A 14,060-nucleotide genomic window follows, 5' to 3' on the forward strand; every position below is an offset into this window, starting at 1 on the left:
CAATTACTCCTTCGCTTTCTTGCCTTCTAATAATGTTTGAATAATAATTAATACAACACCAATACATAACGCTGAATCAGCTATATTGAATACTGGATAGTTGTACGAGAAAATATACACGTGAATGAAATCCACTACTTCTTGTCTAAATACACGATCAATAAAGTTACCAATTGCCCCGCCTAAAATTAGGCCTAACGAAATACCTAGAAGCTTATCTGTTTTCGCATACTTTTTCATATAAAATACGATAAACACTACAAAAACAACTGTAATAATGTAGAAGAACCACATTTTATTTTCTAAAATACCCCAGGCAGCGCCTCTATTTCGATGTGATGTTATGTATAATACATTGTCGATAATCGGAATACTCGTACCCAATTCCATGTTCTTTACAATTAACCACTTCGATATTTGATCGATAGCAATGACAAATAACGCTATTACATAATATATCATTTTCATTTCCCCCACAAAGACAGTGTACCTCAAAATTTTAGCATAGCTGCTACCTTTTCACAATGAACCTTTATAGAAGAATAAAATAAATTAAAAAAAGGTAATATAATATCGTTGTGCGTATTCATACATTTACCTTTTCATAGAAAAATTCATGAATTGTTCGGGCAGTCGGCATTGTTTTCATTTGCTTTGTCGAAATTAATCTCCCGGTCTCTTCACAAATACCGTACATGTCTATTTCCATTTTAAATAATGCACGTTCTACATCCTTTAAATCCTCTTTTATATCATGTAATAGCAATTTTTTCTTTATCTCTTCCTTAATTTCATATCCAAGCTCTTGGCTGAACTCGACATCATATTTGTGCATTACTTCTTTAGCTAGTCTCTCTTGCAACTCTTTTCTCATCAATTGCAATTCTTCTTTTATTTCCATGTAGATTTCATTCACGTGTACATTCCTCCTAGCTGTAATGTACAGTTAGTGTGTCCGAAATTTATTTGCTTACCTCACACACATTTTTCCTTCACAGGAAAGAGCCTGAAAGTTATTTTGATATATCATCAAAATAAAAAACTGACTGCATAAATAGCAGTCAGTTTTTTATTATTTTACATAGTTTTCTTTCACAACTGTTGCACAACGCTCACATAATGTTTCATGTTCAGCATCTTTACCAATTGTTTCTGAAACTACCCAACAACGTTCACATGTTTCACCAGTTGCTTGAGCAACAACAACCGCTGTATGTTCATACTTCGGTGCATCTGCTGGCGCTTCTTCCATCATACCACCAAGTTTATACTCAGAAACGATGAATAATTGCTTTAAGTCTTCGCTAATAGACTCTAACATAGCTTTCATTTCTGCAGTTGGATATAGCGTAATGCTTGCATTTAATGACTTACCGATTACTTTTTCATTACGAGCTACTTCTAGTGCTTTTAACACGTCATCACGTAATGTCATAAATGCATCCCATTTTGTTTTTAATGCTTCCGCGTCATATAATTGTACAGCTTCTGGCATATCAGTTAATTGTACACTTTCTTCTGTTACGCCTGGAATGTATGGCCATACTTCATCAGCTGTATGCGGTAAGATTGGTGTTACAAGTTTCGTTAACGCAACAAGAACATCATATAATACAGTTTGAATTGCACGACGATCTTCGTGGTTTGCACCTTCAATGTATAAAATATCTTTTGCAAAATCTAAGTAGAATGAACTTAAATCAATTGTACAGAAGTTATGAATTGCATGATACACAGCAGCGAAATCGTATGTCTCATATGCTTCTTTAACTTTTGTAATTAAGTCATTTAATTTCACTAACATGTAACGATCTACTTCACGAAGCTCAGCTACAGCTACTGCATTTTCACTTGGCTTAAAGTCGTCTAAGTTTCCTAATAAGAAACGGAATGTGTTACGGATTTTACGATACACTTCTGCTACTTGTTTTAAAATATCATCTGAAATACGTACGTCAGATTGATAGTCAACAGAAGATACCCATAAGCGTAAGATGTCTCCGCCTAATTGATCCATGATTTTCTTCGGTACGACGATGTTTCCAATCGACTTACTCATTTTACGTCCTTCACCATCTAGTACGAAACCGTGGCTTAGTACGCCTTTATATGGAGCTTTACCTGTTACAGCAACTGCTGTTGATAATGAAGAGTTAAACCAACCACGATACTGGTCAGATCCTTCTAAATATAAATCAGCTGGACGCTGTAAATCTTCGCGCTCTTCTAATACAGCTTGGTGAGAAGAACCTGAATCGAACCATACATCCATGATGTCTGTTTCTTTACGGAATTCGCCATTTGGGCTACCTGGATGTGTAAATCCTTCTGGTAATAGATCTTTCGCTTCACGCTCAAACCATACGTTAGAACCGTGTTCACGGAATAAATCTGCTACATGGTTAATTGTTTCATCTGTAATAATTGGATCGCCATTCTCAGCATAGAATACCGGAATTGGCACACCCCATGCACGCTGACGAGAAATACACCAGTCACCACGGTCACGAACCATATTATGAAGACGAGTTTCTCCCCATGCTGGTACCCATTTTGTTTCCGCTACAGCTTCTATTAATTCTTTACGGAATGCTTCAATAGATGCAAACCACTGTGCTGTCGCACGGAAAATAATTGGTTTTTTCGTTCTCCAATCATGTGGGTATGAATGCGTAATGAATGTTAGTTTCAGTAACGCGCCTACTTCTTCTAATTTTTCTGTAATTGGCTTGTTAGCTTTATCATAGAATAAGCCTTCAAATCCAGGTGCTTCATTTGTTAATACACCTTTATCATCAACTGGGCAAAGTACTTCTAATCCATACTTTTTACCAACAACGAAGTCATCTTCCCCGTGTCCTGGTGCTGTATGAACACAACCTGTACCTGCATCTGTTGTTACGTGATCTCCTAGCATTACTAATGAATCACGATCGTAGAATGGATGTTTTGCAACTGTGTACTCCAGTTCGCTACCTTTTACTGTTTTCACAACTTCAGCATTTTCCCACTCTAACGTTTTTGCAACTGTCTCAAACAGCTCAGAAGCAATGATATATTTCTCATCATTTACTTTTACAATGCTATATTCAAGCTCTGGGTGAACAGAAATACCTAAGTTTGCAGGTAATGTCCAAGGTGTTGTTGTCCAAATGATGTACTTTTCATCACCTTCTAATACGTTCTTTCCATCTTTTACAGGGAATGCTACGTAAATAGATGCTGATTTTTTATCTTGATATTCAATTTCAGCTTCTGCTAAAGCAGATTCACTCGTTGGAGACCAGTAAACTGGTTTTTGACCTTTATAGATATAACCTTTTTTCGCCATGTCACCAAACACTTTAATTTGTTGTGCTTCATAAGCGGGCTCTAAAGTAATATATGGATTATCCCAATCTGCACGTACACCTAGACGCTTAAATTGTTCACGTTGACGTTCTACTTGTTCATATGCATACTCTGCACATAACTTACGGAACTCAGCAACTGTCATTTCTTTACGCTTTACACCTTTATTTGTTAAAGCTTGTTCAATTGGTAAACCGTGCGTATCCCATCCTGGAACATATGGCGCACTAAAACCAGTCATTGATTTATAACGAACAATAAAGTCTTTTAATACTTTATTTAATGCATGTCCCATATGAATGTCACCATTCGCATATGGAGGTCCATCATGCAATACAAATAAAGGACGACCTTTTGTATGTTCTTGTACTTTTTCGTAAATATTCATTTCAGCCCATTTTTCTTGCATTGCAGGCTCACGTTTTGGTAAGTTCCCACGCATTGGGAACTCTGTTTTCGGCATCAGTAATGTATTTTTGTACTCCATGCTCAATTCCTCCTTACATGTATATAAGAAATACTTAAAAAACGGAATAAAAAAGAGACTTTCTCATCCCAAAAAGGGACGAGAAAGTCTCCCGCGGTACCACCCTAGTAGATCATATACATATGTATAGAATCCTCTTATATTCTTAACGCGAATACACGCCTACGCTTACTCTATTTGTTCAGCGCGGAACTCCAGGGTGATATTCCCACTATCTCCTTATCCTGAGCTTACACCGTCCTCAGTTCGCTATATAAGGTTTGAAAAGGTACTTATCCCTATCTTCGTTTTTCTTAATAAATATGTTGTTTAAAATTATATGTAATAATGAGAAAAACGTCAAGCTTACACTGTTTCTTCTTTTTTCAACAGTTCATCTACTTCGTCTTCTAACTCAATTAGTTTATCCCAATCATCGTTGTTTAACATTTCAAGCTGTGTTTCTAATAACATACGGAAACGAGTTCGGAATACTTTCGCTTGTTTCTTTAACTCTTCAATATCAAAAGCAACTTTTCTTGATTTTACTAATGCTTCGTTAATAATACGATCAGCATTCTTTTCAGCTTCACGCACAATTAATTTCGCTTCTTTTTGCGCATTACGTTTTACTTCTTCCGCTGCTTCTTGCGCAACAACGATAGATTTGTTTAACGTATCTTCAATATTAGAGAAATGATCTAACTTCCCTTCTAACTGCGCAACTTTTTCTTCTAAAGCTTTTTTCTCACGAATGACCAATTCATAATCTTTGATAATTTGATCAAGAAACTCATTTACTTGATCTTCATCATAGCCACGGAATCCGCGACCAAATTCTTTGTTATGAATATCTAATGGTGTTAACGGCACAACGCCACCTCCAAGTAGTTATCTAAATTTCCTCTTTCAATTATATCTTTTCTTCGACAAAATAGGAGGATTTCCTTCTAAAAAACCAATCATTTTAGTATACCATACAAAATTCTCCATTTGTCGCGTTTTGTTCTACCTTCTACAGAAAATAATTTACTTCGGCCATATCCTCTAACAGAGAAAACGTCTCCTGGATAACATTCATAAGAAGTTTGTTCCACTATTTTCCAATTAACTTTTACTAAACCATTTTTAATGAAAGGTTGTACTTTCTGTCTAGATAAATGTAACATTTCAGCTAACATAACATCTAAACGAAGTGAAGAAACCGTTCCAGATTTCTCCCCCCACGTTTCATGTATCTGTAGAATTTGTTCTCCTTGTACTGCTGATAAGGAGACTTTTACTTTTCCTATTGCTTGTAAGTTCATCTCAATGTACGATACGATTTCTTTCGCAACTACAATTTGGGCACGATTTTCTTGCAGCAAAATATCACCACATTTTTCTCTCGTTAAACCAAGAGACATAAATGTACCTAATATTTGCCTATGTTCTAGCGTATAAAACTTGGAAGGATAGTCAATTTCTAATACTTCTACTTGAAATTCTTCTTCATTTAATTCTAGATAGTCTGGATAAATGAGTGCTCTTTTACGCTCTGCATTAGGCGTTGCACCACCAAATTGCACAGCAACATCTCCTTGTCCAATTACCATAGAAACAATTTGTTGCTGTCTTGGATCAAGGAAATCTGTTAATTTCACTTGATGGTACTCCGCCGTTCGCTTCCACTCTAGCACTTTATCTACAAAGACCTCTTCATCAGGCCTAAAATGTTCGTAAATGCTCATGTATTTAACCTCTTACTATAAGAAATAGCCGAACAAGCTGAACAAACCACTTTTAGCAAGTTTTAACGCAAAAATCGCAACGAGTGGAGAAATATCAATCATACCCAGCGGCGGAATAAATCTGCGGAATGGTTCTAAATACGGTTCACAAATTCGCGCCAAGAACTCTCCAAAAGATGATTCCTTTGCACCAGGAAACCATGATAGGAGAATGTAAATAATCAGTGCCCACGAGTAAATCTCGATAGCAGAACTTAACACCATTAAAACTGTTGTCATGGCGTATTACCACCTCTTTATATTTGTTTCTTCTTCTTCACCGAATAACTCTGAAATTGCACCAACAATATCAACATTTTCAGGTGTACACATAAATGTTTTCGGTCCTATTTTTTGAATGTCCCCGCCTATAGCGTATACAGTACCACTTAAAAAGTCAACGATACGTACCGCTTGATCAGTAGACATTCTCTGCAAATTAATTACAACAGCTCGTCTACCTTTTAGGTGGTCCGCAATCCCTTGCGCTTCCGAATATGTGCGTGGTTCTAATAAAACAACTTTTGAAGATTGTTTTGCTGTTTCAATACTCACAACATTTTGCTTCGGTTGCGCTTTCGGAAACGTAACATCTTGTTGTTCTGGTGGATCTTGCTGCTTTTTCATGTCTGTTTGCTCCTTTTCATAACCATATTGAGCTGCTTCTTTTTCTTCCGGTGTATCAAAAAAGAAGTATTTTACTTTTGACCAACTCATAATAAGATTCTCCTTCCTTTTACGCTTTTCCTACTAAAATCGTTCCCAAACGAATATATGTAGCCCCTTCTTCAATTGCAATCGTGTAATCGTTGGACATTCCCATTGATAATTCTTTACATGGCGCATGTAATAACTCTAGCTCCTGCACCTCTGTTTGTAGCATACGTAATTCCTTAAAACAGCGTCTGATTTCTTCCTCTTCTTCTGTAAATGGAGCCATCGTCATTAGTCCGACCACTTCAATTTTATCGAATTTTTGCAAACTTTGAATAAAAGAAACAACCTCTTCTATTGCCAATCCTTGCTTCGATTCTTCGGATGAGGTTTTCACTTGAATAAAGCATTTCACTTTCTTATCAGCACGTTTCTGAATTTCTTTCGCCAGGGAAAGACGATCTAACGAATGTAAATAATCAATTTCATTAATGATTTCTTTTACTTTTCTCGTTTGTAATGAGCCAATAAAGTGCCAATTAACTTTTGAACCGAAATGCTCGTATTTCTGTAAGAAACCTTCATTTCTATTTTCACCTAAATCGATAATTCCAGCTTCAATTACTTCGTTTGTTTTTTCAATCCCTACAGTTTTTGTCACTGCAACAAGTTTAATATCTTGCAACGAACGTCCAGCTCGAGCGCAAGATTCTTTAATAGCTTCGTTTACAATCACTAAATTTTCTTGTACTGTCACTTGCTTCCTTCCTCCTTAAAACCTATGAAACTCAACATTCTTCCTGTCTTACCTTGATCACGACGATGAGAGAAAAATAGTTGCTCTTCACAGCTTGTACAAAGAGATGACATTACAATATGCTCTTCTTTTATGCCTGCTTGTACACATAATATACGATTAATTTCTTTTAAATTAATTGCGTACTGCCCGTCAGAAATTTTTTGATGAGGAACAGCACCGCTAACTACTTCCTGTGCTGCTGTTAATACACGATCATCCACAACATAACAACAAGATCCGATCGACGGCCCAATTGCAACATGAATTTCATCACTTGAAATACCTTCTGCATTCCACTTTTGAATCATTTCCTTTGCAATCTCTTGTACAGTGCCTTTCCATCCAGCATGCGCAAGTCCTATCATACCATGTGATGGTGCATAAAAATAGAGCGGAACACAATCCGCGTAACAAGACGTTAACAGAACATCTTCATTACTCGTATAAATGCCATCTGTTTTTGAAATGCCGTCCTCATATGAATAGACGCCACTTCCTTTTTCCTGTTGCCCTACTTTTTCAACATGATGAGCATGAACTTGTTCAGAGCAAATCCAGTTTTCTAATGGTTTTTGTAACTTATTTGCTAAAATGCGTCTGTTTTCATGAACGTTCTCCACGATATCATTCACATGTAATCCTAAATTCATCGCATGAAAGGAGCCCGTACTTATCCCACCATCTTTTGTCGTAAATCCAGCAGTAATGTTTCCAAGTTCTTTCCACGCTTGTAAATACAGTATACCGTCCACATATTTAAATGGTTCTCTCATAATAAAGCGGCTCCTTTTAATTAAAATAACAGAAAAAAGCATGGTACTTCCTGTCTATTTTACCATACTTTTATTTTTTCATAATCCTAACAGAAAAAAAAGAGGAATTTGTAATATTCTTTATGAAATTGTCGGTGTTTGTATTGATTCTGTTACAGAATTAACAGGATTTACTCTTACAAGTATGACATCTTCCCCAATTTTCACAATTTCCTTCCAAGGAATTACAATCTCAACATCTTTTCCAAAAATACCTAGCATACGTGTCTGTTTGGAAATAATAACAGAACAAATTTTCCCTGTGTTCATATCAATTTCAATATCTCCAATATTCCCAATCCTTTTTCCATCTGAAATATTTATAACATCCTTCATCTGTAACTCTGAAATTCGTATCACCATTTTTATCCTCTCCCTTATATGACGAATTGGAAACTGTTTCTCATATTTACAGGAAGCCACCTATACGAAACACCATGCTAGTTTCATTATATGAACACTAATCCCCTACTATGAGCACAAACCATATTACATATAAAAAGGTCTCACCATAATTGGTGAGACCTTATCCTTGAATCGTTTTATTCATTTGTTTAATGGCTGACTTCTCTAAACGTGATACTTGCGCTTGGGAAATCCCAATTTCTTCTGCAACTTCCATCTGTGTCTTTCCTTGGAAGAAACGTTTTCTAATAATCATTTTCTCTCGATCATTTAAACGCTTCATTCCTTCTTTTAATGCTAATTCTTCAACCCACTGCTCGTCCTTTTGTTTTTCATCACTTAACTGATCCATAACAAAGATAGGATCTCCTCCATCATTATAAATCGGTTCAAATAATGAAACTGGGTCTTGAATCGCATCTAAAGCAAATACTATCTCTTCATGAGTTACTTCTAGCACTTTTGCAATATCCATTGCTGTTGGTTCTTTTGAATTTTCTGCAATCAACTTTTCTCTTACTTGCAAAGCTTTATACGCAATATCTCGCAATGAGCGCGATACGCGAATTGGATTATTATCACGCAAATATCTGCGTATTTCCCCAATAATCATCGGCACAGCATACGTTGAAAATTTTACATTTTGGCCTAAATCAAAATTATCAATTGATTTCATAAGTCCAATGCAACCAACTTGAAATAAATCGTCAACATATTCTCCTCTGTTATTAAATCTTTGGATGACGCTCAGTACAAGACGTAAGTTTCCATTCACTAATTTTTCTCTTGCGCTTATCTCTCCACTTTGCATTTCACGAAATAATTTACGCATCTCTTCATTTTTTAATACTGGAAGTTTAGCTGTATCAACACCGCAAATTTCTACTTTGTTTCTCGTCAAAGTGTTCCCTCCTATCGGGAGTTGCTGTACAGTGTAAAGTATTTCCTTTGAAGGGGATTTTATGCATATGGTTTTTTCACGATTTTTTATTTAAATTATCTTTCCTAATACAACTAAATAGAATAAGACCAGCCTACATAACGGCTGGTCTTATTCTTCACACCATTTTATTAAATTCTTTTCGTAATCTTTTTATAATTCTTTTTTCTAAACGCGAAATGTATGACTGTGAAATCCCAAGCATATCCGCCACATCTTTTTGCGTCTTTTCCTCTCCTCCGGCAAGACCAAACCGAAGTTCCATAATTTGTTTTTCACGATCATTTAATTGGTGTAATGCTTTCATTAAAAGGTGACGATCTACAGTAGCTTCTAAATCTTTTGTAATAATATCATCATCTGTACCTAACACGTCAGACAACAACAGTTCATTCCCATCCCAATCAATGTTTAACGGTTCATCAAAAGAAACTTCTGAACGATTTTTGTTATTTCGACGTAAATGCATTAAAATTTCATTTTCTATACAACGCGATGCATATGTTGCTAATTTTATTTTCTTTTCTGGATTAAATGTATTTACCGCTTTAATAAGGCCGATTGTTCCTATACTAATCAAATCTTCAATATTTATCCCTGTATTTTCAAACTTTCTTGCTATATATACAACGAGCCTTAAGTTACGTTCAATAAGTAATGACCTTGCTGCCTGATCTCCCTTTGGCAATTTATTCAAAAGAACTTCCTCTTCTTCTTTCGTTAACGGTGGTGGCAACGCTTCACTTCCACCAATATAATAAATTTCATCGGTCTTAATTCCTAATTTCAGCAATACTTTATACCAAAGGTATACTAAATAAAATTTTAATTTCATCATATTATCCCGCCTCTCATTATTAAGCGATCACCATTTTTTGTGAAATCAACATTTTTGGATGCACAATACATTGATACTCCCCATTTGTAGACAGTTGTTGTGTATTTAATCCAATTAATACTTTGTTTACAACAATAGAACTACCTTCATGATCAACTTGCACACTGTCAGGCTTAATTGCCCACAAAAATTGACTTTCTACTCCTACTGCACGGAAAGGAATTAAACGTAATTTTGTCGCCCAACCAGAATCATTTTCTGGTATTTGAGGAATTTCTGTTTTGGAATAAATTTGTTCTGTTAACCAAGATGGTAAGCAATGTTCTAATGATGAAACATGCATAATCATAACGGGTGTTTTTGTTAATGGATCGTAAAGTTGGTTCCCACTGTCAATAAGACCTGCCAGTTCTAGTTCTTCTTCGGCCAATTGAATTTTTACTTTCACAATTTGGTCATAGTGTATTTTCGTGACCTCTACGCTTTCAATACGCTTTTTAGAAAAATAATAAATTACCGGAAAGCCAAAAATAACAAATAACCAACTAATTGGATCGCCGTAAGAAATTGACTGAGATTGAACCAATCCATTTACCATTTCATTCGTTTGCAAAAAGAAATGAGTTCCAATTAATCCTCCGCCAACCATAAAGGTTACAAAGTAAAAAGTAAAAACAGTCTGTGCATAATTTCTAAATGTTGTAAACCCAAATGCTGTATACACAATAAGTAACGAGTACAGTAGTTTCATAATTGGATGTGTCATCATAGAAGCAAAAGGAGTAAAGGCAAAAATAACAATAGTTGAACCTATAAATGCCCCTAACACAAGCCTCCATCTTTTGATTTTCTTTTTTAACACGGTAGCTGTTAATAAAAGCAAAAGAAAATCAATGCAGGCGTTTAACAACCAAACAACGTCGGCGTAAACAACCAAACAATTCACCTCTTTTTTCAAGTTGAGACTAGTATAATGCATATCCAATAGGAAAGTGTGTCAATTTGCGGAGGTGTTTTTTTGTTATTTTGTGATTTCTAGACATAATCTGTCGGTAAAGAATAAAAGTACAAATTCATAGAATGATATACTCTTATTTTCACCAACAAAATATATTGAAATATACGAAATAAAAAAAGACCTGCTTAGCAGGTCTTTTCCATTTAAAAAACAAAAAAGGAGCATGAAAGCTCCTTTTTTTATCGTCTACGACGGTTACGTAAAAATGCTGGAATATCGATATCATCTGAATCTGAATGACGTTCATGTACAACTGGCTCTTCACGCTTCATTTCACGTTTTACTTCACGTTGTTTTGAAGGTTGAGCTACTGGTTGTTGCTGTTGTTGCGTGTGGTTCGCATTCGGACGAATAATTGGTTTTGGTGGTTGAGTTGCAATGCTATCATCAAAACCAGTTGCAATTACAGTTACAACGATATCATCTTTTAATCCTTCGTTAATAACAGAACCGAAGATCATATTTACTTCTGGATCTGAAGCTGAGGCTACGATATCTGCCGCTTCTTGTACTTCATATAAGCTTAAGTTAGCGCCACCCGTAATATTCATGATAACACCTTGAGCTCCATCAATAGATGTTTCTAGTAATGGACTAGAAATCGCTTTTTTCGCAGCTTCTGCAGCACGATTTTCCCCGTTACCAGAACCAATACCCATTAAAGCAGAACCTCTATTAGACATAATTGTCTTTACGTCTGCAAAGTCTAAATTAATTAAACCTGGCGTTGCAATTAAATCCGAAATACCTTGAACACCTTGACGTAATACGTTATCAGCTTCACGGAATGCTTCTAACATTGGCGTATTTTTATCAACGATCTCTAATAAGCGATCGTTTGGAATTACAATAAGAGTATCTACATTTTCTTTAAATGCTGCAATACCAGATGCTGCTTGCGTTGCACGTTTACGTCCTTCAAAAGTAAATGGACGTGTTACAACACCAACTGTTAAAGCACCTAATTCTTTTGCAACTTGAGCAACAACTGGAGCTGCACCAGTTCCAGTTCCACCGCCCATACCAGCAGTTACGAAGACCATATCCGCACCACGAAGTGCTTCTTGGATCTGTTCTTTACTTTCTTCTGCAGCTTTTTTCCCTACTTCAGGGTTTGCGCCTGCACCAAGTCCACGCGTTAATTTTCCACCAATTTGCATTTTTGTTTCAGCTTTTGATAGATTTAATGCTTGTGCATCAGTGTTCACAGCGATAAAGTCTACACCTTGTACACCGTGTTCAATCATACGGTTTACAGCATTGTTTCCGCCACCGCCGACACCGATAACTTTTATATTCGCTAATTGATCTTGAGTAGTATCAAACTCTAACATGTCGAAATCCCCCTAGAACCTCATTTTTCGTGTCCAATTTTAATCCCATAAATAACGGAATACACGTTTTACTTTTGACATCATACGGTCATCATTTTGATTATTATTGTTTTGATTACGAGTTTTTTGTTTCGCAGGTTGCTGTTGTACCGGCGTTGGTGCTGGTGCTGGTACTGTTTCAAAATGCTCTTGCTTTTCCTGCACATTTTTCCCACGTAATTTAGCTTTTTGATAAGAATGTTTAATTAATCCAACTCCGCTTGTATATTGGGGCTCACGCACACCAATATAATCAGGAGTTGCTACACGAACATTTTCATGTAAAATATCATATGCAAGATCAAGAACACCTGGCATAGAAGCAATTCCGCCAGTTAGTACATAACCAGAAGCCACTTGCTTTACTCCTAACTTACGCACTTCATCTTGAACAAACATTAAAATTTCCTCTACACGAGCCTCTATTATATCCGATAATTCCAACTGAGAATATTGTTCTGTTTGATCACTTCCCATAATAGGAACCGTAAACATCTCTTCTTCAGATGCTGTATCATAAAAAGCATGTCCATATTTCAACTTAATTTGATCTGCATTTTCTGTTGAAGTTTTCAACCCAATTGCAATATCCTTCGTTATATGGTCTCCACCTAATGGTAATACGCTCGTCGCTTGTAACTCTCCGTCTTTAAAAATAGATAAAGTTGTAGATCCTCCCCCCATATCAACAAGGGCTACTCCTCTATTTTTTTCATCTGAAGATATAGCAACTGTTGCAGCCGCTAAAGGTTGAAGACAAATATCAACAATTTCAAGACCTGCTTTTTCTACACAACGAAGTAGGTTATGTAGTAAAGTTCTCGAGCCTGTAATAAGTGTACCTTCCATTTCTAATCTTACACCGATCATCCCGCGTGGATCGTTAATCTCGTCAAGACCGTCTACGATGAACTGTCGAGGTACCACATCAATAAACTCACGTTCTGGAGCAATTGACACAACTTGTGCTGCATCTAGAACGCGTAAGACATCTTCATTCCCGATTTCACGATCTTCATTTGAAACAGCGACTACTCCGTGACAAGGAAGTAGCTGTACCTGGTTTGCATTGACACCTACTACAACTTGCTCAATATGGATTCCCACCATACGCTCAGCTTGTTCAATTGCTTTTTTAATTGATCGAACAGTCTCGTCTATATCAACTATCGATCCCTTCTTTAAACCATTTGATTTTACATTTCCAACACCAATAATGTTTAAGCTGTCATTAACCATTTCACCAATGATGACTTTAACATTGGATGTACCGATGTCAAGACTAACATATATTTCATTGCTGTTCATTCTTTGGCACCTCCTTCTTTATTTATACCATACAACTCAATATATGGAACAACAATCGCAACTTTACTATTTATAAGAAAAATATTCAACGTCTTTATACGTTTCCCTTTTTTAACCCTATATTTTTCTTATTTTTATTTAGCATTCAATTAAGAATATCGCAGTAAACTATGAATAACTGCTTATCTTGAAATAATTCTATTTCGAGTGTAAAGTTTACCGCCAAGTATAAGTCTACACTAAGATGTACTCATAGAAAAGTGAAACTTGTACCAATACTAGTATGAATCTAAGAATTTTTACATATTTTTCATCAAATGAACCATT

15 protein-coding genes and 1 other annotated feature are annotated in these 14,060 nt (G+C 36.0%); all 15 genes read right to left on the reverse strand.

What is annotated here, in order from left to right:
- Positions 1-3: 3 nt before the first annotated feature.
- Entirely contained in the window at positions 4-462 is a 459-nt protein-coding gene (gene lspA, locus DOS87_RS21685; RefSeq protein ID WP_000642180.1) for a lipoprotein signal peptidase LspA, read from the reverse strand.
- Between the two features lie 124 nt (positions 463-586).
- Positions 587-916 carry a TraR/DksA C4-type zinc finger protein gene (locus tag DOS87_RS21690; RefSeq protein WP_001002956.1) on the reverse strand — a complete coding sequence of 110 codons (330 nt, stop codon included), beginning with the start codon at positions 914-916 and terminating at the stop codon, positions 587-589.
- Between the two features lie 156 nt (positions 917-1,072).
- Positions 1,073-3,838 (reverse strand): isoleucine--tRNA ligase, encoded by a 2,766-nt coding sequence (ileS2, locus tag DOS87_RS21695; protein ID WP_000455954.1) that lies wholly within the window; start codon positions 3,836-3,838, stop codon positions 1,073-1,075.
- Positions 3,839-3,909: 71 nt separating this feature from the next.
- Positions 3,910-4,132, reverse strand: a binding site (T-box leader).
- 51 nt (positions 4,133-4,183) lie between these two features.
- Positions 4,184-4,690 carry a septum site-determining protein DivIVA gene (gene divIVA, locus DOS87_RS21700; RefSeq protein WP_001131611.1) on the reverse strand — a complete coding sequence of 169 codons (507 nt, stop codon included), beginning with the start codon at positions 4,688-4,690 and terminating at the stop codon, positions 4,184-4,186.
- 89 nt (positions 4,691-4,779) lie between these two features.
- The gene (locus tag DOS87_RS21705; RefSeq protein WP_000029712.1) at positions 4,780-5,547 is read right to left on the reverse strand and encodes a YlmH family RNA-binding protein; all 768 of its coding nucleotides are present in this window, start codon (positions 5,545-5,547) and stop codon (positions 4,780-4,782) included.
- Positions 5,548-5,562: 15 nt separating this feature from the next.
- Complete coding sequence (locus DOS87_RS21710) at positions 5,563-5,826, reverse strand: YggT family protein (protein WP_000214323.1); 264 nt, start codon at positions 5,824-5,826, stop codon at positions 5,563-5,565.
- A gap of 6 nt (positions 5,827-5,832) precedes the next feature.
- Positions 5,833-6,303 carry a cell division protein SepF gene (locus DOS87_RS21715; RefSeq protein WP_000119129.1) on the reverse strand — a complete coding sequence of 157 codons (471 nt, stop codon included), beginning with the start codon at positions 6,301-6,303 and terminating at the stop codon, positions 5,833-5,835.
- Positions 6,304-6,322: 19 nt separating this feature from the next.
- Positions 6,323-6,997, reverse strand: a complete 675-nt coding sequence (locus tag DOS87_RS21720) for a YggS family pyridoxal phosphate-dependent enzyme (protein WP_098577800.1) — start codon at positions 6,995-6,997, stop codon at positions 6,323-6,325.
- A complete protein-coding gene (gene pgeF / locus DOS87_RS21725) occupies positions 6,994-7,812 on the reverse strand; it encodes a peptidoglycan editing factor PgeF (protein WP_001209008.1) in 819 nt (272 codons plus the stop codon). The genes DOS87_RS21720 and pgeF overlap by 4 nt, the downstream gene beginning before the upstream one ends.
- Positions 7,813-7,932: 120 nt before the next feature.
- Positions 7,933-8,214: a YlmC/YmxH family sporulation protein gene (locus DOS87_RS21730; RefSeq protein ID WP_000236745.1), complete on the reverse strand. Its 282-nt coding sequence runs from the start codon at positions 8,212-8,214 to the stop codon at positions 7,933-7,935.
- Positions 8,215-8,377: 163 nt separating this feature from the next.
- Positions 8,378-9,157 carry an RNA polymerase sporulation sigma factor SigG gene (gene sigG / locus DOS87_RS21735; RefSeq protein ID WP_000197755.1) on the reverse strand — a complete coding sequence of 260 codons (780 nt, stop codon included), beginning with the start codon at positions 9,155-9,157 and terminating at the stop codon, positions 8,378-8,380.
- A 157-nt stretch (positions 9,158-9,314) separates the two neighbouring features.
- Positions 9,315-10,034 (reverse strand): RNA polymerase sporulation sigma factor SigE, encoded by a 720-nt coding sequence (gene sigE / locus DOS87_RS21740; protein ID WP_000976948.1) that lies wholly within the window; start codon positions 10,032-10,034, stop codon positions 9,315-9,317.
- Positions 10,035-10,053: 19 nt separating this feature from the next.
- Positions 10,054-10,971, reverse strand: a complete 918-nt coding sequence (gene spoIIGA, locus DOS87_RS21745; protein WP_000261975.1) for a sigma-E processing peptidase SpoIIGA — start codon at positions 10,969-10,971, stop codon at positions 10,054-10,056.
- Positions 10,972-11,231: 260 nt separating this feature from the next.
- A complete protein-coding gene (gene ftsZ / locus DOS87_RS21750) occupies positions 11,232-12,386 on the reverse strand; it encodes a cell division protein FtsZ (protein WP_000888984.1) in 1,155 nt (384 codons plus the stop codon).
- 39 nt (positions 12,387-12,425) lie between these two features.
- The gene (gene ftsA, locus DOS87_RS21755; protein WP_001087559.1) at positions 12,426-13,733 is read right to left on the reverse strand and encodes a cell division protein FtsA; all 1,308 of its coding nucleotides are present in this window, start codon (positions 13,731-13,733) and stop codon (positions 12,426-12,428) included.
- Positions 13,734-14,060 lie beyond the last annotated feature (327 nt).

The organism is Bacillus sp. CR71, assembly GCF_003429245.1.
Classification (GTDB): Bacteria; Bacillota; Bacilli; order Bacillales; family Bacillaceae_G; genus Bacillus_A; species Bacillus_A thuringiensis_S.

Coding starts and splice junctions, on each gene's coding strand:
- DOS87_RS21715 (WP_000119129.1), bottom strand. CDS start 6,303: ATGAGTTGGTCAAAAGTAAAATACTTCTTTTTTGATACACCGGAAGAA.
- ftsA (WP_001087559.1), bottom strand. CDS start 13,733: ATGAACAGCAATGAAATATATGTTAGTCTTGACATCGGTACATCCAAT.
- pgeF (WP_001209008.1), bottom strand. CDS start 7,812: ATGAGAGAACCATTTAAATATGTGGACGGTATACTGTATTTACAAGCG.
- lspA (WP_000642180.1), bottom strand. CDS start 462: ATGATATATTATGTAATAGCGTTATTTGTCATTGCTATCGATCAAATA.
- ftsZ (WP_000888984.1), bottom strand. CDS start 12,386: ATGTTAGAGTTTGATACTACTCAAGATCAATTAGCGAATATAAAAGTT.
- DOS87_RS21705 (WP_000029712.1), bottom strand. CDS start 5,547: ATGAGCATTTACGAACATTTTAGGCCTGATGAAGAGGTCTTTGTAGAT.
- DOS87_RS21730 (WP_000236745.1), bottom strand. CDS start 8,214: ATGGTGATACGAATTTCAGAGTTACAGATGAAGGATGTTATAAATATT.
- DOS87_RS21710 (WP_000214323.1), bottom strand. CDS start 5,826: ATGACAACAGTTTTAATGGTGTTAAGTTCTGCTATCGAGATTTACTCG.
- sigE (WP_000976948.1), bottom strand. CDS start 10,034: ATGATGAAATTAAAATTTTATTTAGTATACCTTTGGTATAAAGTATTG.
- ileS2 (WP_000455954.1), bottom strand. CDS start 3,838: ATGGAGTACAAAAATACATTACTGATGCCGAAAACAGAGTTCCCAATG.